Source organism: Burkholderiales bacterium, assembly GCA_035560005.1.
GTDB lineage: Bacteria > Pseudomonadota > Gammaproteobacteria > Burkholderiales > Eutrophovitaceae > DASRFY01.
This window is the reverse complement of the sequence record DATMAN010000079.1, coordinates 1-21695: the sequence shown is the minus strand read 5'-3', so window position 1 is coordinate 21695 and position 21695 is coordinate 1. Positions and strand designations below refer to the sequence as shown.

Here is a 21695-nt window from a genome sequence, read left to right as displayed (position 1 = left end):
CGCTTGCCAACCCCCAAGGGAGACGGGTGGTGAAAAAATGGAAAATCCGCGCGTTTCCAGAAGTTTGCGGCGGGCGGCTGGCCGGAAGCCGAACAAAATCGAGAGGCGGATCATGAAACGCGTCGTCTGGGGCGTGCTGAGCACCGCAAAGATCGGAATGAAGCGGGTCCTGCCGGGCATGAAGAAGAGCCCGTGGTGCGAGATCCGCGCCATCGCGTCACGGTCCGAGGCCGCCGCGCGCAGTGCCGCCGATGCACTGGGAATCCCGAGGGCGTACGGTTCTTACGAGGCGCTGCTTGCCGACCCGGAGATCGAGGCGATCTACAACCCGCTGCCGAATCACTTGCACGTACCGTGGACCTTGAAGGCCGCACGGGCGGGGAAACATGTCCTGTGCGAGAAGCCGATCGCGCTGAGCGCAGGGGAAGCGGCGGCTCTGCGCACGGTGCCCAGGAACATCCTGGTGATGGAAGCCTTCATGGTGCGCTTCCATCCCCAGTGGCTGCGCGCCGCGGAGCTGGTTCACGCAGGGGAACTCGGCGAGCTGCGAGCGGTGCAAGTGTTTTTCTCGTACCACAACACCGACCCGGCCAATATCCGCAACATCGCCGAGGCCGGCGGCGGCGCGCTCTACGACATCGGCTGCTATCCCGTCATGGCCGGGCGGTTTTTCTTCCAGGCGGAGCCCAGGCGCGCGATTGCGCTGATCGATCGCGATCCGGTCTTCAAGACCGACCGCTTGTCGAGCGCGTTGGTCGACTTCGGCGAAGGGCGTCAGCTGGAGTTCACCGTTTCGACCCAGTGCGTGCCCTATCAGCGCATTCAGCTCTGCGGGTCCAGGCGCCGCGTCGAGATCCAGATCCCGTTCAATGCGCCCCAAGGGCGAACGACGCTGATATTCATCGACGACGGATGTTCGCTGTCCGGCGCGGGGATCCGCACCGAGGTCATCCCCGCCGCCGATCAGTACATGCTGCAGGGCGAAGCGTTTGCACGCGCGGTGCGTGGCGAGATCGCCCTGCCCTACGGAATCGAGGACGCCATCTCCAACATGCGCGTCATCGATGCGCTCTTGCGCTCCGAACGCTCCTCCCGCTGGGAGGACATCTAGAGCCGAACCACAAAGGGCGCCGGGAAGAGTCAAACGGGAATTGAACGCTGCTTCGTTCCGGAGCCTCAAGTCGTGGTCGAACTCGATGTCATCGATCAGCTCGACCGTGACCTTCTCGGTGAACCTGCCGGGCTCGGCCGAGACTGCCCTCCCGACGAGAGGACGGGCGCGAGTGCCAATGCAGCACGCATCGATATCGTCATCGGAGCGCCCTTCACGAATGCAAAGACAAGCCGCTTCTCCCGGTGGACGGTAACGGCCCGGTGCCGCATGCGGTCGGATCGACTAGGATTGGCACGGTCGGTGGCGGCAGGAATGACGCGCAGAGCTTGGGACATGCAGAATCGATGAGGCAAGTGACCGGAGATCGAGGTGATTGACGTGCTAGCCATTCCCGGATTAGACGGGCACGGCGTCGCAGTGATCAGCCTGGCGGCGTTGGCGTTTGTGCTGCTGGCCTGGGATCGCTGGCCGATCCAGTCGATTAGCCTTGGCATTCTCGGTGCGCTCGCGACGCTGTTTCTGTTCTTCCCCTACCAGCACCACGGGCGCGCGGTTGAGCCCTTCGAGTTCTTCTACGGCTTCGGACACCAGGCCCTGATCGCCATCTGTGCGCTGATGATTCTGGGTCGCGCCTTGGTCGCGACCGGCGCGCTCGACCCCGTCGCGCGCAGGCTCGCCCACCGCCTGGAGTCGCGGCCGCGAGTGGCTCTGCTCACGGTATTGGTCGGCGCGGCACTCGCGAGCGGCTTCGTCAACGACACGCCGATCGTCGTGGTTCTGATACCGCTACTGATGAGTGCCGCAGACAAGTCCGGGGGCTCCCCTGCACAGATGCTGATGCCCATGAACTTCGCCGTCCTCATCGGCGGTATGGCCACCACCATTGGCACATCCACCAATCTGATCGTGGTATCCATGGTCGCCGGACATGGATTGGGGCAGATCGGGATGTTCGACTTCTACCCGATTGTCGCGATCGCGGCCATCCCTGCGCTCGCCTACCTGTGGCTGGTCGCGCCCCTGCTGCTGCGGAAAGTCGAATCACCCACGCCCAGCCAATCCCAGCTCATCTTCACCGCCGAGCTGCGTGTGACCGAAGGTTCCCCGCTGGATGGGCTGCCGGTTGGTGAAGTGCGCGAGCGCACCAACGGAAAGTTGAGCATCCTGGAAATCAGGCGCGGAGACCACTTGACGCTCAAACACTCGCCCTCGGCCACTCTGCAGGCAGGTGACCGCATCGTGGTCCGCGACACTGCCGAGAACCTGAAAGAGTTCGGCCGGATGCTGGGGGCCGAACTGCATGGTCCGGGCAGCGAGCGAGGCGCAGCAGAGCGCCGCGCGAGCGAAGGACGAGCAGAGGCAGGCCGGGAAGCCGAGCCAGGCTCCGATGAACAGTTCCTTGCGCAGCTGATCATCACCGAGGACTCGACTCTGGAAGGCACGAGTTTGCGTCGCTCCCGCTTCCCCGAGGTCTTCGGACTCAGCGTCGTCGGTCTGCGCCGCTCGGCCGCGACCGGGCAGTGGCGCCGCGAAGACATTTCCGACACGATTCTGCGATCCGGTGACGTCCTGCTGGTTCAGGGCACCGACGAGCAGATCCGCGAGGCCCAGTCCGCGCGTGCCGGGCTGGTGCTCGACTCGCGGGTGAGCCTGCCCAGGAGCAACAAGGCGCCGCTGGTCCTGGGCATCCTTGCGGCAGTGGTGCTGCTGGCCGCCTTCAAGGTGATGCCCATCGCGCTCGCCGCGCTCGCCGGCGTGCTGCTGCTGATTGGTTCAGGCTGCCTGAAATGGGATGACGCAAAGTCGGCGCTCAGCTCGAAAGTCATCCTGCTGATTGCTTCCAGCCTCGCGCTCGGCAAGGCGTTGACAGTCACCGGCGGCACGAGTTTCCTCGCACACCATCTGGTGCAGACTGCCGCGCAGCTGGACACTGCCTGGTTTCTCGCGCTGCTGATGCTGTTGATGGGCGTGCTGACCAACTTCGTTTCGAACACCGCGGCCGCGGCGATCGGCACCCCGCTCGCCTGGGAGACCGCTCTTCAGCTTGGCGCACACTGGGAGCCGTTCGTGCTGGCGGTCCTCTTCGGCTGCAACCTGTGCTATCTGACGCCGATGGGTTATCAGACGAACCTGCTCGTGATGAACGCCGCGGGTTACCGCTTCAGCGACTTCAGCAAGGTCGGCGGCTTTCTGTTCGTCCTGATGTGGGGCGTGCTGACCTGGCTTCTGGTCCACGTGTACGATCTGTGAACTCGCGCGCTGAACCGCCTGGCGCAACGCGGCACAAGGGAGGCTCGAGAATGCACGATCTGGTCATCGACAACGCCATGTTGATCGACGGCACCGGAACGCCGGCGCGCTCCGGAGCCCTGGGCATCAAGGACGGTCGCATCGCCGCGCTGGGCAAACACGTAGGGCCGGGGCGTGAACGGCTCGACGCCGGCGGCCTGGCGCTCGCGCCGGGCATTGTCGATCTGCACACCCACTACGACGCGCAGCTCACCTGGGATCCCTTCGCCACGCCCTCCGTCGCGCTGGGCGTCACCACTGTGGTGATCGGCAACTGCGGCTTCACCATCGCGCCTTGTCGCGAAGCCGACCGCGACCTTACCCTGCGCAACCTCACCCACGTGGAAGGCATGCCGCTCGAAGCCCTGCGCGCCGGGGTCGACTGGAGCTTCGAGAGCTACGCGGACTATCTGAATCTGCTCGAGCGCAAAGGGCCGGTGCCGAACGTCGCTTCCTTCGTCGGCCACTCCTCGGTGCGAACCTACGTGATGGGCGAGGACGCGCCCAGGCGTGCCGCCACGCCGGACGAAGTGGCCCGGATGAAGCGGATCGTGCTGGACGCGCTGCGCGCAGGCGCGGTCGGCTTCTCGACCTCGACTCTGGAACAGCACAACGGCGAGAACGGCGTGCCGATGCCCTCCCGGCTCGCCGACGAGCACGAAATGCTGGAGCTGACCGGTGCGCTGGGCGAAGCCGCCAAGGGGGTATTCCAGATCACCAAGGGCATGATCACCACGGTACCGTGGCTGGAGAAGATCGCCCAGCGCACCGGGCGGCCGGTGATGATCGCGGCGCTGTTCGTGGACCCCAACGATCCCGAGCGCGTGTTCGAGGAGTTCCGCGAAATCGACGCCGCGCGCCGCCGAGGCCGCGAGCTCTGGGGCCACGTCACCTGCTTCCCGCTCGGCATGGAGTTCACGCTGCGCCATCCGTACCCGCTGGAAGCCCTGCTCGCGTGGCGGCCAGCGATCGAAGCGGAAGGCTCGGAGCACTACCAGCGCGTGCTGCGCGACCCGGGCTTTCGCCAGGCAGTGAAGAAAGAAGCGCGCTCCCGGACTGTGCCCAACCGGTTCTCCTATCACAGCCTGGAGCACATGACGATCACGCAGGTCATCCAGGACCGGCACCGTCCGTTCTTGGGAAAGAACGTCGCCGCGCTGGCGCGGGCGCAAAGCAGGGATCCGTTCGACTGGTTCCTCGACTTCGGACTCGACGGCGAGCTGGACGCGATGGTGGACTGCAAGCTCTTCAACACCGACGAAGACGCGCTGCGCGACCTGATCCGCCAGCCGCATGCCCAGATCACCCTGTCGGACGCCGGCGCCCACCTCGCCTTCCTGTGCGACGCCGGGTTTGGTCTGCACCTGTTCGGTCACTGGGTGCGCGAGCGCGGCGACCTCACGCTGGAGCAGGCGGTGCGGCTGGTGACCAGCCGTCCGGCGCAGCTCTACCGCATCAAGGATCGCGGCCGCCTGCAGCCCGGCGCGTGGGCGGACCTGATCCTGTTCGATCCCGCCACGGTCGGTCGCGGCGCAAAACGCAGGGTGTGGGATCTGCCGGGCGGCGCGAGCCGGGTGGACACGCCGCCGGTCGGACTGCACGGTGTCTGGGTAAATGGCGTGCGCGTGGTCGACGAGAAGGGGCCGATTCGCGATGCCGGACGCTCCGGCAGGCTGCTTCGCGAGTTCTCGGACTGACTGCAGGCAAGCTCCCAGCGGAACACTTGGAACCACGGAGGACACGGCGCAAGTACAGGAACCATGAACCGCTCGGTACGCAAACTCGTGCTCCGTGGGCACCGTCCAGGAAGTCGAACCCCATGCGCGGCAGCCAGGGCGCGGCCGGTGCGTCGCGGATGCTATATTACGCGGGCAGAACAAGACACCGATCGGGGAGGACTTCGATGACCTTACAGAGCATCCGCGGCCTCGTCGTCGCGGCAGCGGCTTTGTTCGCGTTCGGCATTCCGGCCGCATGCGCGCAGAGCGATCTGATCCGTTCGCTGCAGTCGGCGAGGATCGTCGAGCTGAATTTCGTGTGGGACCAGAAGTCGCCGCTGCTCAGCTTCAACCCGCCTTACGCAACCGCGCTCGTCAACACGCATCAGCAGACCATCGGGTGGATTCCGCAACTGTCCTTCGCCGCCGACATGATGTACTTCAGCGGCCAGCACGGCGCACCCACCATCGACGCCATCGGGCACATCGGGCACGACGGCAAGCTCTTCGGCGGGATTCCCGCCGCCCAGGCCGAAGCGCCCAATGGGCTCTTGAAGCTGGGCATCGAGAACTACCCGAAAGAGCGGCTGGTGAACCGGGGTGTGCTGCTCGACGTCGCGCGCTTCAAGAACGTGGAGGCGCTCGCAGCGGGCGAAGAGATCACCGCGGCCGACCTGGAAGCCACGGCCAAGGCCCAGGGCGCGCAGATCCGCGCCGGCGACTCGGTGCTGATCCGCACCGGCTACGGCAGGTTCTTCGACACCGACAAGGCGAAGTACATGGGCCCGCGGCCTGGCCCGGGCGAGAGTGCGGCGAACTGGCTGGCGTCGAAGAAGATCTTCCTGACCGGCGCCGACCAGCTGAGCTACGAGGTCTATCCGGAGAAGGGCACGGTCTTTCCGGCGCACCGCATTCTGATTGCGGACAACGGCATCTACATCGTCGAGAACATGAACCTTGAGGAATTGTCCCAGGTGCTCGCCGCTCGCAAGAACTGGGAGTTCGCGCTGGTGCTCAATCCCCCGCGCCTGCGCGGCATGACCGGCGCGCCGGTCAACGCCTTCGCCATCATTCCCCAGTAAGCCTGTCGGCAGAAAAAGCGACAAGCGAAACACGAAGGCACGAAGAACACGAAGAAAACGCAATCAGGGGCTCGATGGGTGAGTTTCCGAGCGACGTGGTTGACTGTCCTGCGTGTTCACCTGATCTTCTGTCGCATTCGATACTCGTTTCTCTTCGTGCCTTCGTGTCTTCGTGTTTGGCTCTTGTGGGTTTATGGATTTTCCCTCTACGGAGAGAATCTTGAGACAGTTCCTAACGGCACTGGCGCTTGCGATGTTGCTCGCACCGCAGGCCGCGACGGCCCAGCAGATCACCCTGAGAATGGTGAGCTCGTTTCCCGAGAACGCGCAATACACGCGCAGGCTGGAAGGTTTCATCCAGAAGTTCAACGCCGAGCACAAAGGCAGCCTGCAGATCGGCTTCCTTGGCGGACCGAAAGCGATCCCGAGTTTCGAGACCGGCAACGCGGTGCGCAGCGGCGTGGTCGACCTCGCGCTCACCACCGGCGCCTTCTACACCAATCTGATGCCCGAAGCCGACGCGCTGAAGCTCGCGCAGATTCCGATGGCGGAACAGCGGCGAAACGGAGCCTACGACTACATCAACCGCCTCTGGCAACAGAAGGCCAACATGGTGTACCTCGCGCGCACGGTTGAAGGCACGCCGTTCCACGTGTATCTGAACAAAAAGATCGACCAGCCGGACCTGAGCGGGCTGAAGCTGCGCATCACGCCGGTGTATCGCGATTTCTTCCAGGCCCTCGGCGCACAGGTCGTGCAGACCGCCCCGGGCGAGCTCTACACCGCCCTCGAGCGGGGCGTGGTGGATGGCTATGGCTGGCCCATCACGGGCATCTTCGATCTGTCCTGGCACGAGAAGACCAGATACCGCGTCGACCCGGGGTTCTACAACGCCGAAGTGTCGATCGTCGCCAATCTGGACACTTGGAAAAGACTCTCGGCCGCACAGCGCGAGATGCTCGACAGCTGGGCGCTATGGATCGAAAGTCAGAATGCCTCCTTCTGGTCTGCGGAGGTGGCGCGCGAGACCCGGCGTCAGGCCGAGGCGGGGATACAGACCATTCAGCTGAACGGCGCGCACGCGAAGGCTTTTTTGGACAAAGCCTACGAAGCCGGCTGGGCGGGCATCATCCGGCAAAGCCCCGAGCACGGCCCTCGCCTGCGTGCTCTACTAAGCAAGCAGTAAGCTTCACCGCGAAGGCACAAAGGGACACGAAGAATTCCGTGGCGAGTGCTTCCCGGCTCCGGTGCGACGGGTGGCGATATCTGCGCCGCGACGGACCATCTCGGCATTTGTCGTCTTCATGTCCGGGTGCCTTCGCGTCTTGGTACGAGCCCCTGTTCCCAGCGTTTTCGGCCGGTGCGGCCCGTGGATGCCGTGAAGCGATTCTATGACCTGCTGATGCAAGGCTGCGGAGTGGCCGCGGCCCTGACCATCGGGGCGATGGCGCTGCTCGTGACCTTCGACATCGTCGCGCGCAATACCGGGCTGGGCAGTTTTCCATGGGTGGTGGAGCTCTCCGAATACAGCCTTCCCCTGGCCACGTTTCTGGCGGCGCCGTGGCTGCTGCGACGCAATGAGCATGTGCGGCTCGACATGCTGTTGACGGCGCTGCCCGGGCCGATCGCCCGCCAGCTCGACCGCGTGGCGGATCTGATCGGTCTGACGGTATGCGCGGTGTTCGTCTGGTATGGCGTGAAGGTCATTGTCGATTCGTCCCGGCTCGGCTCGCTGGTCATCAAGACCCTGGTCTTCCCGGAGTGGTGGCTGTTCGTTCCCGTGCCGCTGTGCTTCGGGCTGCTCGGCATGGAGTTCGCACGGCGCATGTTCGGAGCCGGCGAGCTGAGTTCGCGCGGGCCCGGACTCTAGCTCGACGCGGGCCATGCCTTGGTATCTTGCCGCGGCCGTTCTGTTCGGCTGTCTGGCGACCGGCTACGCCATCGGCCTGCCGGCGGCGTTCTCGTTCTTCGCCGTCAACCTCGCCGGGGCGTATCACTACCTGGGCGGCGAGGCCGGCCTGGCACAACTGGTACGAAACGGTGTCGCGTCGATCACCAACTTCTCGCTGACTCCGATCCCGTTCTTCGTCCTGATGGGTGAAGTGCTGTTCCATACCGGTGTGGCGATGAAAGCGATCGATGCGATCGCGCGGCTGATCCGCCGCGTGCCCGGGCGTCTCGCGGTCATCGCCGTGGTGGCGGGGACCGTGTTCTCGGCCATATCGGGTTCGACGATCGCCACCACCGCCATGCTCGGCAGCCTGCTCTTGCCCGAAATGCTGCGGCGCGGCTATCACGCCGGCATGGCAACCGGGCCGATCATGGCGATCGGTGCCGTGGACATGCTGATCCCGCCTTCGGCGCTTGCCGTGCTGCTCGGCAGCCTGGCGGGCATCTCCATCTCCCATCTCCTGGTGGCGGGAATCGTGCCGGGCGTGGTCCTGGCAGCCGCGTTCGTCATCTACATCGTGGTGCGGGTCAGCGCGAGTCCTGCGCTCGCTCCCACCTTCGAGGACGAAGACCGCTCGAGCGGCTGGGAGCGCTGGCGTCCTCTGGCTGTTTATGTCACGCCGCTGGTGCTGATCTTCGTGGTCGTCATCGCCGCCATGGCCGCGGGCTGGGCTACTCCGACCGAATCGGCGGCAATCGGCGCAATCGCGACGGTGTTGGTCGCTTGGCTGTACCGCTCGATCACGCTGCAGAGCCTGATGAAGGCGCTGCTCGGGACGGCAGCGATTTCCGGCGTGATCCTGTTCATCATCGTGGGTGCGACGACCTTTTCGCAGGTGCTCACCTTTTCCGGTGCGACCGACGGGGTAGTGTCGGCGATCCGCGAAGGCAGTCTCGGTCCCTGGGGCGCGCTGATCGGGATGATGGCGATCCTGCTGGTGCTCGGCTGCTTCATCGATCAGGTGAGCATGATGCTGCTGACGCTGCCTTTCTTCATGCCGCTGGTCCAGCACTACGGGTTCGACGCGGTCTGGTTCGGCGTGCTGTTCCTGATCGCCATGCAGATGGGACTGCTGATGCCGCCTTTCGGGATGCTGCTGTTCGTCATGAAGAGCGTGGCGCCAAAGCGGATTACAATTGCCCATATCTATCGCGCGGTAGTGCCTTACCTCGTATTCGGATTGCTGATGCTGGCGGCGGTGATGCTTTTGCCGGAGCTCGCACTATGGCTGCCGAAAACGTTGTTGAACTGACAGAAGAGCCTTCGCACTCGGGCGCGGACCATCCGTTCGTTCATCACAGTGACGCAGTCACGATAGCTACGTAATCGCGGCATTCGCATGGAACGATCCTTCAGAAGAGAAGTCGGGCTGCTCAAGCTCGGCGACGGCGAGACTTTTCACGGCGAAGGCATTCTCGCGGTCACCAAAGCGCTGCTGCAGTCCGGCGTGGCGTACGTCGGCGGCTACCAGGGCGCGCCGGTCTCGCACATGATGGACGTGCTCAACGACGCGCGCGACATCCTCGACGAGCTGGGTGTGCACGTGGAATCGAACGCTTCGGAGGCGGGCGCGGCCGCCATGCTCGGCGCCTCGATCAACTATCCGTTGCGTGGCGCGGTCACTTTCAAGTCCACCGTTGGCACCAACGTCGCCTCGGACGCGTTGTCCAATCTCGCTTCAGCCGGCGTGCGCGGCGGCACCCTCATCGTGCTGGGCGAAGATTACGGCGAAGGCGCCTCCATCATCCAGGAACGCACGCACGCCTTTGCGATGAAGTCGCAGATGTGGCTGCTCGATCCGCGCCCGAGCCTTCCGACTATCGTGCGCATGGTCGAACAAGGCTTCGAGCTCTCCGAAGCCTCCAGCACGCCGGTCATGCTGGAGCTTCGCATCCGCGCCTGCCACGTGCACGGCTCGTTTGTGACCAAGGCCAATCGGGCGCCGGTCTACTCTCGCAAACGGCTGATCGAGGAGCCGGACTTCGATTACGCCAGAATCTGCCTGCCACCCGCCACCTACGCCCAGGAAAGACACAAGATCGAGGTGCGCTGGCCGGCAGCGGTGAAGTTCATCGGCGAGCATCGCCTCAACGAGTTCTTCGGGGGCGAGCAGCGCGACATCGGGATCGTGTGCCAGGGCGGCCTGTACAACGCGGTGGTGCGGGCGCTGCAGCAGCTTGGGCTGGCCGACGCCTTCGGCGCCACGGCGATTCCGATCTACTGCCTCAACGTCACCTACCCGCTGATCCCGGAAGAGGTGTCTCGCTTCTGCTCGGGCAAGCGCGCGGTGCTGATGGTCGAGGAGGGACAGCCCGCCTATCTCGAAGACGCGCTGCACACCCTGCTGCGCAAGGCCGACCTGCAAACCCGAGTCAACGGCAAGGACTTTCTTCCGATGGCGGGCGAGTACACCGGGGAAGTCGTGCTGACCGGCGTTGCGCGCTGGATTCAGGCGATGGCAGGCGCCGCAGTGGATACGGAGCGTATCGAACAGATCCTGGCGTCGCTCGTCGCGCCGAAGAAGAAGGCCGCACAGATCCTCGGCGCGCCGGTTCCGGTGCGCCCCCCCGGCTTCTGCGTGGGCTGCCCGGAGCGACCGGTGTTCTCGGCCATGAAGCTGGCCGAACGCGAAGTCGGCCGGTTCCATGTTTCCGCGGATATCGGCTGCCATACCTTCTCCACCCTCCCACCGTTCAACATCGGCAACACCGTGCTCGGCTACGGACTGGGGTTGGCCTCGAATTCGGCGGTCAACCCGATGTTCGCGCGGCGCACGGTGACGGTCATGGGCGACGGCGGGTTCTGGCACAACGGGCTCACCACCGGCGTGGCCAACGCCGCGTTCAACCGGGATGACGGCGTGCTGGTCATCATGAAGAACGGCTACACCTCGGCCACCGGAACACAGAACATCCCGTCATCCCCGCACCAGGACGCGCACAGGGCCAAGGACATGTCGATCGAGAAAGCGTTGCAAGGCCTGGGCATCCGCTGGATACGCAACGTCTACACCTATCGCGTCGCGCAGATGAAGAAGGTCCTGCTGGAGGCGATGACCACGTCCTACCGCGGATTGAAAGTGATCGTGGCCGACGCCGAGTGCCAGCTCGAACGCCAGCGCCGCATCCGGCCGCAGATCGCCAAGAGGCTCAAGCGCGGCGAGCGCGTCGTGCGCAGCCGCTTCGGCGTGGACGAGGATGTCTGCACCGGCGACCACTCGTGCATCCGGCTGTCGGGGTGCCCGTCGCTCACCATCAAACCGAGCGCGGACCCGCTCAAGCTCGATCCGGTCGCCCATGTCGACAACGGCTGCGTGGGCTGCGGGCTGTGCGGGGAAGTGGCGCACGCCGCGGTGCTGTGCCCGTCGTTCTTTCGCGCCGAGATCGTGCAGAACCCGACGTGGTGGGACCGGCTGCTCGATCGCATTCGCCGCGCGGTCATCGGCTGGCTCCAGCCTGCGTGAGCCCTGATCGAACCGCGGAGGAGACGGTGGGCACGGAAGAAAGCCCTGGAAACGTGAACACCAGATTCAAAGTTTTCCTTGCCCTTCGTCGGAACGGTTGAGGGCTTAGGGGTGATACAGCGATTGCCGGAAAGGCCGATCACGGTGCTGATCGCCGCGCTGGGCGGCGAGGGTGGCGGCGTGCTTTCGAACTGGATCGTCGAGGCGGCCACGGCGCAAGGCTTCCCGGTACAGAGCACATCGATCCCGGGCGTGGCCCAGCGCACCGGTGCAACCACCTATTACGTCGAGATTTACCCCGTACGCCATGAGCAGCTCGGGGGACGGCGGCCGATTCTCGCGCTCACCCCTTCGCCGGGCAACGTGGACGTCATGGTCGCCTCGGAACTGCTCGAAGCCGCCCGCGCCATGCAGAACGGCTACGTGAGTCCGGATCGCACCACGCTGATTGCCTCGACGCACCGCATCTATGCGATCGGCGAGAAGGCGGCCAAGACCGATGGCCGCTTCGACGACGAAAGAATCCACCGGGCAGCCAGGGCGCTGGCCCGCCGCGCCGTGATGTTCGACATGGCGGCGCTCACCGCGCAGTCGGGCACGGTGATCAGCGCCGTCCTGTTCGGCGCGATCGCCGGCTCGGGCGTACTGCCGCTTTCGCGCGAAGCCTGTGAGCAGGCGATTCGACGTGCAGACAAAGGTGCCGAGGCGAGTCTTCGCGGATTCGCCGCCGGCTGGGCGCGCGCTACTGGACAGTCCGACAGTGCAGCCCCTGAGCAAAGCCGGCGCAGCGTGGAACACTGCGTGGACCGCGTGCGCCGCGATTTCCCTGCGCCGACTCACCGGATCATCCAGGAAGGCGTCGCACGGCTCACCGACTACCTGGATGCGGCCTATGCCGGCGCTTATCTGGACCGCCTGCGGCCGATCGCGGAGCTTGAGCGCGAGAGGGGCGGCGCACCCGACCACGCGCTGACCCGCGAGACCGCACGCTACCTCGCGCTGTGGATGAGTTACGAGGACCTGATCCGCGTGGCGGACCTGAAGACGCGCCGCTCGCGCTTCGAGCGCGTGCGCGCGGAAGCTGGAGCCAAGCCGCACGAGCCGGTGCGCGTCGTCGAGTTCCTCAAGCCCGGTATCGAAGAACTCTGCGACGTGCTGCCGCCGCGGCTGGCGCGACCGTTACTTTCCTGGGCGCAAAGGCGCGGGAAATCGTTCAACGTCGGGCTGCGCCTGCACACGCACAGCGTATCCGGCTTCCTCCTGATGCGCGCAATGGCGTGGCTCAGACCCGTGCGCCGCCGGACTTCGCGCTTTCACGATGAACAGGTCCGGATCGAACGGTGGCTGGCGGCGATCCGGGCTGCGGACGACCTCGGGCTTGCGCTGGAAATCGCGCACTGCGCGAGACTGCTCAAGGGCTACGCGGACACGCACAAGCGGGGCTTGAGCAACTTCCTGCGCATCTTCGACGAGCTGGTGGAAGGCAACCCGCAGCTGTCTGCCGCAGAACGCGCGGCCGCGATCCGCGCAGCGCGCGAGGCTGCGCTGCGCGATCCCGAGGGCGGAAAGCTCACGCAGGCGCTGCCGGGCGGCCCGGCTCCCGGCCCACCCGCCCGGCCGGTCGTCTGGCTCTCGCCCAAACGCGCCGGCATGCTTTCCGACCGTCCGGACAACTGAGGCGCGGGACAAGCCAAATCCCGCCACCCAGGCAGAGAGAGGTCCTGAAAATCGGGGATGATTGCTGGCTCTGACCCGAGCTGAAATGCCGGTCGGCGGCGCAACAGACCGCCTCGCGGTGCATTGCTTCGTGCCCGGTGTTTCGGTGAGCGGGTCCGTCATCAAAGTGACCGACAAGTGAACAAGGTATTCGCTCACGAGCAACTGGTGCGCTTCTCGCACTGCGATCCCGCGGGGATCGTGTACTACCCTTGGTTCTTCGACATGACGCACGCGACCAAGGAGGACTGGTTCCTGCACGGCCTCGGCTATTCGCACGCCGCTCTGATGCGCGAGCGCCGCATCGGCACGCCCACGGTCAGCATCCAGGCCGAGTTCTTCAAGCCGCTGCAGATGGGAGAGACCGTACGCTACGAGCTGCGCGTGCTCAAGGTCGGCAATGCCTCGGTCAGTCTTTCGATCAGCGGCCGCAAGGACGACGTCGAGCACCTGAGGATCACGCAGACCATCGTGTTCATGTCACTGGATTCGAGACGCGCGATCCCGATCCCGGACGATCTGCGGCCGAGGATCGAGGAATATCTGGCGATGGAAGGCGGGAACGTGGGCGGCGCCGCGCTCTGATCACCGGCGCGCCGCCGGTGGCGCTCGCCGCAAACTTTGGTTAGGCTCTGGACGCCAGTCACGCTCCCATCCATGCAACTGTTTCGGAGGCTGAACCATGAATTCCCACAACAAGGTCGCTGTGGTCACCGGCGCGGGCAGCGGCATCGGCAAGGCTGTCGCCCTCGCGTTCCTCGGGAACGGCTACCGGGTAGCGCTCGCCGGCAGGCGTCGGGATGCGCTCGAACAGACGATGAAAGACGCGCTGGAGGCAGCGAAGAACGCGCTTGTGGTTCCGACCGACGTGGCCAATCCGGACTCGGTCAGGGCGCTGTTCGCGAAGACGAAGGAGCAATTCGGGCGGCTCGACGTGCTGTTCAACAACGCCGGCGTCAATGCGCCCGGCATCCCGCTCGAGGACCTGACCGTGGAGCAGTGGAGATACGTCGTGGACGTCAATCTCTCCGGGATGTTCTATTGCATGCAGCAGGCGTTCCGGATCATGAAAGACCAGGAGCCTCGCGGGGGACGCATCATCAACAACGGCTCGATCTCGGCGCACGCGCCGCGTCCGAATTCGGCGCCCTACACCTCGACCAAGCACGCCGTGACGGGTCTGACCAAGTCCGGTTCGCTCGACGGGCGCAAGTACGACATCGCGGTGTGCCAGATCGACATCGGCAATGCGCTCACGGAAATGGCTGCGAGGATGACCAAGGGCGTTCCGCAGGCTGACGGCTCGATCAAGGTCGAGCCGACGATGGACGTGAAGCATGTGGCCGACGCGGTGCTGCACATGGCGAGCCTGCCGCTCGACGTGAACATGCAGTTCGTCACCATCATGGCGACCAAGATGCCCTTCGTCGGGCGCGGCTAAGGGCGCCCAGGTAGCCTTCGTCCCGGCGCTGAGCTGACCGATCGTGGCGAAAGCCGTTGCAAGGCGAAAAAAGACGGGCATGAAATCCAGCGCGCGCCTGCTTCTCAGCGGACCTGCACGAGGTTGCTGGCGAACTGCTCGACCGAAGACTGCCACGAGAACTGCTCCGCGTAGCGCCGCGCCTGGTCGCGGGAGATATCCAGCGCGCCCAGGCAGGCCGCCCGCAGATCCTCATGAAGCACGCCGGCGCCGCTGGCACCGATCACGTCGATCGGACCGGCGACCGGGAAGGCCGCGACCGGGGTGCCACAGGCCAGCGCCTCGAGCATGACCAGTCCGAAAGTGTCGGTCAGGCTGGGAAACACGAACACGTCCGCCGCGCGGTAGTAGCGCGCGAGTTCGGCGGGCGTCTTCAGGCCCTCGAAGCGAACCTCCGGGTACCGGCGCTCGAGATGGGCGCGCATAGGACCTTGGCCCACCACCCATTTCGAACCAGGCAGATCGAGCCTGAGAAAAGCCTCGATGTTCTTCTCCACCGCGACCCGGCCCACATAGAGAAAGATCGGACGGCGGTCTTGCAGGGCTGCGCGCGCGCCCGGAGAGAACGTCTCGGTGTCAACGCCCCGCGTCCAATGTACGGTGTTGGCGAAACCACGCGCTTCCAGGTCGCGCCTCACGCTGGGCGTAGGTACCATTACCGCACGCGAGGGCGCGTGAAAGCTGCGCAACCAGCGATAGGTCAGGTCTACCGGCACGCGAATGCGGGCATGCACGTACTCCGCGAAGCGCGTATGGAAGGCGGTCGTGAAAGCCAGTCCGCGCGCAATGCAGTAACGGCGCGCCGCGATGCCGAGCGGCCCCTCGGTGGCGATGTGGATCGCGTCGGGCGCAAAGGCCTCGATCTCCTGCCTCACACCGGAATACGGCAGCAAGCTCAAGCGGATTTCCGGGTAGGTCGGACAGGGAATCGACCTGAACCGCTGCGGAGTCAGAAAGTGCACTTCGTTTCCCAGATTGCGCAGACCGTCGCCGATCTTGCCCAGCGTGGTGACCACGCCGTTGACCTGCGGCGACCAGGCGTCGGTGACAATCAGTACCTTCATGCGGCCGCCTTCTTGTGGCCTGCGACACCGTGCGTCACGGCAGCCGCCCGGGAGCGGGGACGCCACTCGAGGATCTTGAGTTCGCCCTTATAGGTTTCCACCAGCGCCGAGAGACTCTCCACCCAGTCGCCGTCGTTGCAATAGATGACCCCGTCGATCATCTTGATCAGCGGCTTGTGTATGTGGCCGCAGATCACGCCGTCGAAGCCCCTCGTGCGCGCTTCGCGCGCTAGGGCCTGCTCGAACGCGGTCATGAAGTTCACTGCGTTTTTGGTCTTGTGCTTGAGGTACTGCGACAGCGACCAGTAGGGAAGTCCTAGCCTGGCGCGAAGGTGGTTGAACCAGCGGTTCAGCTTCAGGATCAGTGCGTAGAGATGATCGCCTAACACCGCCAGCCACCTCGCGTGCCGCACCACGACGTCGTACAGATCGCCATGCACCACCAGGAACCTGCGGCCGTCAGCCGTCGTGTGCACCGCTTCGTCGAGAATCTCGATGCCGCCGAACGCCAGCCCCAGGAACTGGCGCATCACCTCGTCGTGGTTGCCGGCGACGTAGCTGACCCGGGTGCCTTTGCGCGCCTTGCGCAGGATCTTCTGCACCACGTCGTTGTGCGCCTGCGTCCAGTACCAGCGCCGCTTCAGCTGCCAGCCGTCGACGATGTCGCCGACCAGGTAGAGATAGTCGGACTCGTTGTCCCGCAAGAAGTCGAGGAGGAATTCGGCTTGGCAACCGGGCGTGCCGAGGTGGATGTCGGAGATCCAGATGGCCCGGTACCGCTGCACCTGGGATGCGGGGCGATCGCTCAGATCCAGGATTGAAGTCGCGCTGTCATGCCGGCGCCCATGAAACCACAGTGGGATGACAGCAATGTTGCAAAACCGCTCTCGGAGCGCCGCTTCAGGGCATGCGCAGGCCCGGGACCGCCTGGCGCGGCCCGTCTCGGATACCAGCGATCAGGTTTTCAGGGACTTGAAGCGAATGCGCTTCGGCCGCGCGCCTTCTTCGCCGAGGCGCCGGATCTTGTCGGCTTCGTATTCCTGGTAGTTGCCGTTGAAGAACACGATTTGGGAGTCGCCCTCGAACGCGAGGATGTGCGACGCGATCCGATCGAGGAACCAGCGGTCGTGGGAAATGACCAGCACGCTGCCGGCGAACTCGAGCAGCGCGTCCTCCAGCGCGCGCAGGGTCTCGACATCGAGGTCGTTCGACGGCTCGTCGAGCAGCAGGACATTGGCGCCGACCGAGAGGGTCTTGGCGAGGTGCAGCCGCCCGCGCTCGCCACCCGATAGATTGCCGACCAGCTTCTGCTGGTCCGCGCCCTTGAAGTTGAAGCGCGCGAGATAAGCGCGCGAGGGCATCTCGAACTTGCCCACCGTGATGACGTCTTGGCCGTTGGAAATCGCCTCCCACGCGGTCTTGTCGTTCGGCAACCGATCGCGCGACTGATCGACGTGGGCGAGCCTCACGGTCGGACCGACCACGATCTCCCCGCGATCCGGCTTCTCCTTGCCGGCGATCATGCGAAACAGCGTGGACTTGCCGGCGCCGTTCGGACCGATGATGCCGACGATCGCACCGGCCGGCACGCTAAAGCTCAGGCGGTCGATCAGCAGCCGGTCTCCGTAGCCCTTCGAGACCTCCTTGAACTCGATGACCTTGTCGCCCAGGCGCTCGGCCACGGGTATGAAGATCTCCTGCGTCTCGTTGCGCTTCTGGTACTCGTAGGAGGACAGTTCCTCGAAACGGGCGATGCGGGCCTTGGCCTTGGCCTGCCGCGCCTTGGGGTTGGCGCGCACCCATTCCAGCTCCTTCTGCATGGTCCTGATGCGCGCGGATTCCTGTTTCGCCTCGATTGCCAGCCGTTTCTCCTTTTGTTCCAGCCAGGATGAGTAGTTGCCCCTCCACGGGATGCCGTGGCCACGATCGAGTTCGAGGATCCACTGCGCGGCGTTGTCGAGAAAATAGCGGTCGTGCGTGACGGCGACCACCGTGCCCGGGAAGCGTTGCAGGAACTGCTCGAGCCACTCGACGCTCTCGGCGTCGAGATGGTTGGTCGGCTCGTCAAGTAACAGCATGTCCGGTTTGGAGAGCAGCAGGCGACACAGCGCCACGCGCCGCCTCTCCCCCCCGGACAGGGTTGCGACCCTTGCATCCCAGGGCGGCAGACGCAGCGCATCTGCGGCGATCTCGAGCTGATGCTCGATATCGGCCCCGGCGGCCGCGATGATCGCTTCGTATCTGGCCTGTTCCTCGGCGAGCTTTTCGAAGTCGGCGTCCGGTTCGGCATACGCGGCGTAGATCGCCTCGAGCGTCTTCTTCGCCTCCATAAGCTCGCCGAGCCCCTCCTCGACCGCCGCGCGCACTGTCTGTTCCGGGTCGAGCTGCGGCTCCTGCGGCAGAAACCCGATGCGGATATTGGGCATCGGTATCGCTTCGCCTTCGAAGTCCTTGTCCACGCCGGCCATGATCCTGAGCAGGGTGGATTTGCCGGCGCCGTTCAGCCCGAGCACGCCGATCTTGGCGCCCGGGAAGAACGAGAGGGAGATGTCCTTGAGAATGACGCGCTTCGGGGGAACGACCTTCCCCACCCGCATCATGGTGTAGACGTACTGAGCCATCGGGTTCGCTACGGGATTCGCAGAGCGCGCAATTATCCGGGAACCGGCGTCGGGATGCACGCCCGGCGCGCAGCACTTATCATCACGCCTTCCACTCGAACCGGAGGAGACCTCGATGCCGTACGCGATCCAGACTCAGGACAAACCGGATTCGGCCGAAATCCGCGCCGCGAACCGCGCGGCGCACCTGGAATATCTCACCCGGAACAAGGACAAGCTGCTCGCTGCGGGGGCATTGATCAACGACGACGGTAGCGGCGGCCACGGCGGCATCCTGATCATCGACACCGATGATCGCCAGGAGGCCGAGCGCTTCGTGGCCGAGGACCCGTTCACCAAGGCCGGGCTGTTCGAAAAGGTCACGATCACGCGCTGGCGCAAGGCATTCTTCAACAAGCAACGCCTGATCTGAACCGGAGGCGGGAAAGACATGCCGCGAAGCGGACCGGAGAAACGAAAGATCGCTGCGCGAACCGGAACGACCTTCTGCGTTTCTCTTCCCGAGATGCGCTAGGCGAGAGGCGCGACAGGTCCCGGAGCGGCGCCCAGCCCGAGGCGGGCACGGGCGGCGAGGTACTCGCGCTGCAGCCGTTCGATGAGTTTCGCGGCGGACGGAACATCGTCGATGTTGCCCACGCCCTGTCCCGCACCCCAGATATCCTTCCAGGCTTTCGGGCGCTCGCGGTTGGCGCCGAAATTCATCTTCGACTTGTCGGCGGCCGGCAGGTTGTCGGGATCCAGCCCGGCTGCGGCGATGCTTTTCCTGAGGTAGTTGCCGTGCACGCCGCTGAAGTAAGGCGTGTAGACGATGTCTGCGGCGCCGCTGTCGACGATCATCTGCTTGTAGGCTTCGCTGGCACGCGCTTCGCGAGTGGCGATGAAGCGGGTACCGATGTAGGCGAAATCAGCGCCGATCGCTTCGGCCGCAAGCACGCCCGCGCCATCGGTGATCGCCCCGGAGAGCGCGATCGGACCGTCGAAGAACCGCCGCACTTCGCGCACCAGCGCGAACGGGCTGAGGGTGCCCGCGTGTCCCCCTGCACCGGCACATACCAGCACCAGCCCGTCCACGCCCGCCTCCAGCGCCTTTTCCGCGTGGCGGAGGCTGATGACGTCGTGGAACACCGCGCCTCCGTACTCGTGCACTTTCTTCACCACGTCGTGCGGGGCGCGCAGGCTGGTAATGACAATCGGCACCTTGCGCCGGACGCACACCTCGAGGTCGCGCTCGAGGCGATCGTTGGACTGGTGGATGATCTGGTTGACCGCGAAGGGCGCAACCGCAGCTTGCGGATCGGCGTGGCGCGCCCGCTCCAACGCGTGCTCGATCTGCGCGATCCACTCTTCGAGAAGCTCGGGCGGCCGGGCATTGAGCGCGGGAAAGGAACCGATGATCCCGTTCGTGCACTGCGCCACGACCAGCTCGGGATTGCTGACGATGAACATCGGTGCCCCGATCACCGGCAACCGCATGCAATTCCTGAGTTTGTCGACGATGGACACGCGCGCTCTCCTCCCTGATGGGCGCCGTAAGTTGCCTCGCCCCGATTCACCGGTCAAGCCCCGCTGCGGACGCACCCCGGAGAAAGGCGCCGGCTCTCATTTCGCGGTCAGCCGACCTGCCCATGCCGGAGCTGGGCTTGGTAGATGGCGCGGACCGTATCGATGGTGTCCGCGTCCCCGGGTCTCTTGTCCGGACGATACTTCTTGACCCGCGCGAAGCGCAGCGCGAGTCCGCCCGGATAATGCGGGCTTGCCTGCAGATCGTTGAACGCGATCTCCACGACCAGTTCCGGGCGCACGTGCACGGTGTACGCATCGCGACCGATCTCGCGCGCGAGCAGCTCGCGCGTCTGCCATTCCAGCAGATCGTCGGTCATGCCCTTGAAGGTCTTGCCGAGCATGACGAACCCCCCGGAGGGATCGCGCGCGCCAAGATGCAGATTCGATAACCAGCCGCGCCGCCGGCCGCTGCCCCACTCTGCGGCGAGCACCACCAGATCGAGGGTATGCACGCGCTTGATCTTGAGCCAGCCCGCGCCACGGCTGCCCGCCTCGTAGCGCGCGTCAAGAGCCTTGGCCATCACGCCTTCGTGACCTTGTGCAAGGGCTGCCTCATAAAACGCCCGAGCCCGCGCAGCCTGCTCCGTCACAAGCCGGGGAACCGCGAGCGAAGGCGGGATCGCATCCGACAGGGCCGCAAATCTTTCGCGTGCAGGCAGATCGACGAGCACCTGACCATCCACCAGCAGGCAGTCGAAGAAGAACACGGACAGCGGGAGTGTCTGCCGCATGGTGGCCACGTCGAGCCGGCGCCCGAAGCGGCGCATCGTGACCTGGAAGGGCTGCGGGCGGCCATCTCCCTGCAAGGCGATACTCTCCCCGTCGAGCACGATGTCGCGTACGGCGAGGCCGGCAACTGCTTCCGCCACTTCAGGGACCGCCGCCGTCACGTCGTTGAGGTTGCGGGTAAAGATGCGCACTTCCGCACCCGACTTGTGGACCTGCACGCGCGCGCCGTCCAGCTTCCACTCGAAGGCGGCCAATCCGAACTGCGTCAATGCTTGGTTCACGTCCTCCGCGCTGTCGGCGAGCATCGGTTGCACGGGCTGCAGCACCCGCAAGCTGAACTCTGCGAGCGCCTGCGCACCGCCGGTCAACACCGCGGCCGCCACGCGACGCATATCCCCGGCGAACATGACGGCGCGTCGCACGTCGGCGGGCGACACGTCGGACGCGCGCGCCACCGCATCGAGCATCACTCCTTCGAGCGCGCCCTGGCGCAATTCGCCGGTGAGGAGCCTGGCGAGGAACTCCTGCTCCGCTTCGGTCGCGTGGCCGAACAGCGTCCGCAGCCTCCGGCTGCGTTCCCCGGACGCGCCCTTGCCGCTCTGGCGGGCGATCGCAACCAATGCCGCGTCGACTCCGGCCAGCGTGAGCGCCGGTTGCGAGGCCGAGCCTTGCCGCAGCTTCGCGAGCGTGGCGTGACCGATCCCGAGCCGTCCCTGCCGGGTTTCGCCGCAGAGGAAGGCGACCGCGATCTCGATTTCCTCCGCGGCGAGGCCGCGCAGCAACGCTGCCAGCGTCTCGACCTTGGCCAGTCGGCTCGGTGTCGACGCGACCTTGCGGGAGGTTTCGACCAGGTTCGCGAAAAGCGTCATGTCACGGGCTTCGTTCACGCCCTTCAGGGCGGATGC

Annotated in this window: 16 protein-coding genes and 1 pseudogene; 12 read left to right on the top strand and 5 right to left on the bottom strand. The window is 65.2% G+C overall.

Annotation, left to right across the window (positions count from 1 at the left end):
• Window positions 1-112 precede the first annotated feature (112 nt).
• The 11 genes from VNM24_12070 (at window position 113) to VNM24_12020 (ending at window position 14774) form a co-directional block, all read left to right on the top strand.
• Window positions 113-1111 carry a Gfo/Idh/MocA family oxidoreductase gene (locus VNM24_12070; protein ID HWQ39322.1) on the top strand — a complete coding sequence of 333 codons (999 nt, stop codon included), beginning with the start codon at window positions 113-115 and terminating at the stop codon, window positions 1109-1111.
• Window positions 1112-1483: 372 nt separating this feature from the next.
• Complete coding sequence (locus VNM24_12065) at window positions 1484-3364, top strand: SLC13 family permease (protein HWQ39321.1); 1881 nt, start codon at window positions 1484-1486, stop codon at window positions 3362-3364.
• 50 nt (window positions 3365-3414) lie between these two features.
• Complete coding sequence (locus tag VNM24_12060) at window positions 3415-5100, top strand: amidohydrolase family protein (protein HWQ39320.1); 1686 nt, start codon at window positions 3415-3417, stop codon at window positions 5098-5100.
• A 206-nt stretch (window positions 5101-5306) separates the two neighbouring features.
• The gene (locus VNM24_12055) at window positions 5307-6203 is read left to right on the top strand and encodes a cyclase family protein (GenBank protein HWQ39319.1); all 897 of its coding nucleotides are present in this window, start codon (window positions 5307-5309) and stop codon (window positions 6201-6203) included.
• Window positions 6204-6423: 220 nt separating this feature from the next.
• Window positions 6424-7389: a TRAP transporter substrate-binding protein DctP gene (gene dctP, locus VNM24_12050; GenBank protein ID HWQ39318.1), complete on the top strand. Its 966-nt coding sequence runs from the start codon at window positions 6424-6426 to the stop codon at window positions 7387-7389.
• A gap of 192 nt (window positions 7390-7581) precedes the next feature.
• Window positions 7582-8073 (top strand): TRAP transporter small permease, encoded by a 492-nt coding sequence (locus tag VNM24_12045; GenBank protein HWQ39317.1) that lies wholly within the window; start codon window positions 7582-7584, stop codon window positions 8071-8073.
• A gap of 13 nt (window positions 8074-8086) precedes the next feature.
• Window positions 8087-9406 carry a TRAP transporter large permease gene (locus tag VNM24_12040; protein ID HWQ39316.1) on the top strand — a complete coding sequence of 440 codons (1320 nt, stop codon included), beginning with the start codon at window positions 8087-8089 and terminating at the stop codon, window positions 9404-9406.
• A gap of 87 nt (window positions 9407-9493) precedes the next feature.
• On the top strand, window positions 9494-11617 hold the full coding sequence (locus VNM24_12035) for an indolepyruvate ferredoxin oxidoreductase subunit alpha (GenBank protein ID HWQ39315.1): 2124 nt from the start codon (window positions 9494-9496) through the stop codon (window positions 11615-11617).
• Between the two features lie 111 nt (window positions 11618-11728).
• On the top strand, window positions 11729-13294 hold the full coding sequence (locus tag VNM24_12030; protein ID HWQ39314.1) for an indolepyruvate oxidoreductase subunit beta family protein: 1566 nt from the start codon (window positions 11729-11731) through the stop codon (window positions 13292-13294).
• 177 nt (window positions 13295-13471) lie between these two features.
• Complete coding sequence (locus VNM24_12025; protein ID HWQ39313.1) at window positions 13472-13918, top strand: thioesterase family protein; 447 nt, start codon at window positions 13472-13474, stop codon at window positions 13916-13918.
• 97 nt (window positions 13919-14015) lie between these two features.
• Complete coding sequence (locus VNM24_12020) at window positions 14016-14774, top strand: SDR family oxidoreductase (protein ID HWQ39312.1); 759 nt, start codon at window positions 14016-14018, stop codon at window positions 14772-14774.
• A 104-nt stretch (window positions 14775-14878) separates the two neighbouring features.
• On the opposite strand, the gene VNM24_12015 is transcribed toward VNM24_12020, so the two are convergent.
• The 3 genes and pseudogenes from VNM24_12015 to ettA form a co-directional block, all read right to left on the bottom strand.
• Window positions 14879-15877, bottom strand: coding sequence for a glycosyltransferase family 1 protein (locus VNM24_12015; GenBank protein ID HWQ39311.1), 999 nt, complete (start codon window positions 15875-15877; stop codon window positions 14879-14881).
• Window positions 15874-16656: pseudogene (locus tag VNM24_12010) on the bottom strand (UDP-2,3-diacylglucosamine diphosphatase). The gene VNM24_12015 and the pseudogene VNM24_12010 overlap by 4 nt, the downstream one beginning before the upstream one ends.
• A gap of 177 nt (window positions 16657-16833) precedes the next feature.
• A complete protein-coding gene (gene ettA, locus VNM24_12005; protein ID HWQ39310.1) occupies window positions 16834-18498 on the bottom strand; it encodes an energy-dependent translational throttle protein EttA in 1665 nt (554 codons plus the stop codon).
• Between the two features lie 115 nt (window positions 18499-18613).
• Here ettA and VNM24_12000 point away from each other — a divergent pair, with 115 nt between their 5' ends.
• Complete coding sequence (locus VNM24_12000) at window positions 18614-18910, top strand: YciI family protein (GenBank protein ID HWQ39309.1); 297 nt, start codon at window positions 18614-18616, stop codon at window positions 18908-18910.
• A 98-nt stretch (window positions 18911-19008) separates the two neighbouring features.
• On the opposite strand, the gene VNM24_11995 is transcribed toward VNM24_12000, so the two are convergent.
• Window positions 19009-19971, bottom strand: a complete 963-nt coding sequence (locus tag VNM24_11995) for a nitronate monooxygenase family protein (protein HWQ39308.1) — start codon at window positions 19969-19971, stop codon at window positions 19009-19011.
• Window positions 19972-20108: 137 nt separating this feature from the next.
• The coding region (locus VNM24_11990) for an ATP-dependent DNA ligase (GenBank protein HWQ39307.1) at window positions 20109-21695 on the bottom strand (1587 nt) is incomplete at its 5' end.

Bases quoted from the DNA above. Each gene is read 5' to 3' on its own strand.
- VNM24_12070 (HWQ39322.1), top strand. From the start codon at position 113: ATGAAACGCGTCGTCTGGGGCGTGCTGAGCACCGCAAAGATCGGAATG.
- VNM24_12060 (HWQ39320.1), top strand. From the start codon at position 3,415: ATGCACGATCTGGTCATCGACAACGCCATGTTGATCGACGGCACCGGA.
- VNM24_12055 (HWQ39319.1), top strand. From the start codon at position 5,307: ATGACCTTACAGAGCATCCGCGGCCTCGTCGTCGCGGCAGCGGCTTTG.
- VNM24_12040 (HWQ39316.1), top strand. From the start codon at position 8,087: ATGCCTTGGTATCTTGCCGCGGCCGTTCTGTTCGGCTGTCTGGCGACC.
- VNM24_12035 (HWQ39315.1), top strand. From the start codon at position 9,494: ATGGAACGATCCTTCAGAAGAGAAGTCGGGCTGCTCAAGCTCGGCGAC.
- VNM24_12020 (HWQ39312.1), top strand. From the start codon at position 14,016: ATGAATTCCCACAACAAGGTCGCTGTGGTCACCGGCGCGGGCAGCGGC.
- VNM24_12015 (HWQ39311.1), bottom strand. From the start codon at position 15,877: ATGAAGGTACTGATTGTCACCGACGCCTGGTCGCCGCAGGTCAACGGC.
- ettA (HWQ39310.1), bottom strand. From the start codon at position 18,498: ATGGCTCAGTACGTCTACACCATGATGCGGGTGGGGAAGGTCGTTCCC.
- VNM24_12000 (HWQ39309.1), top strand. From the start codon at position 18,614: ATGCCGTACGCGATCCAGACTCAGGACAAACCGGATTCGGCCGAAATC.
- VNM24_11995 (HWQ39308.1), bottom strand. From the start codon at position 19,971: ATGCGGTTGCCGGTGATCGGGGCACCGATGTTCATCGTCAGCAATCCC.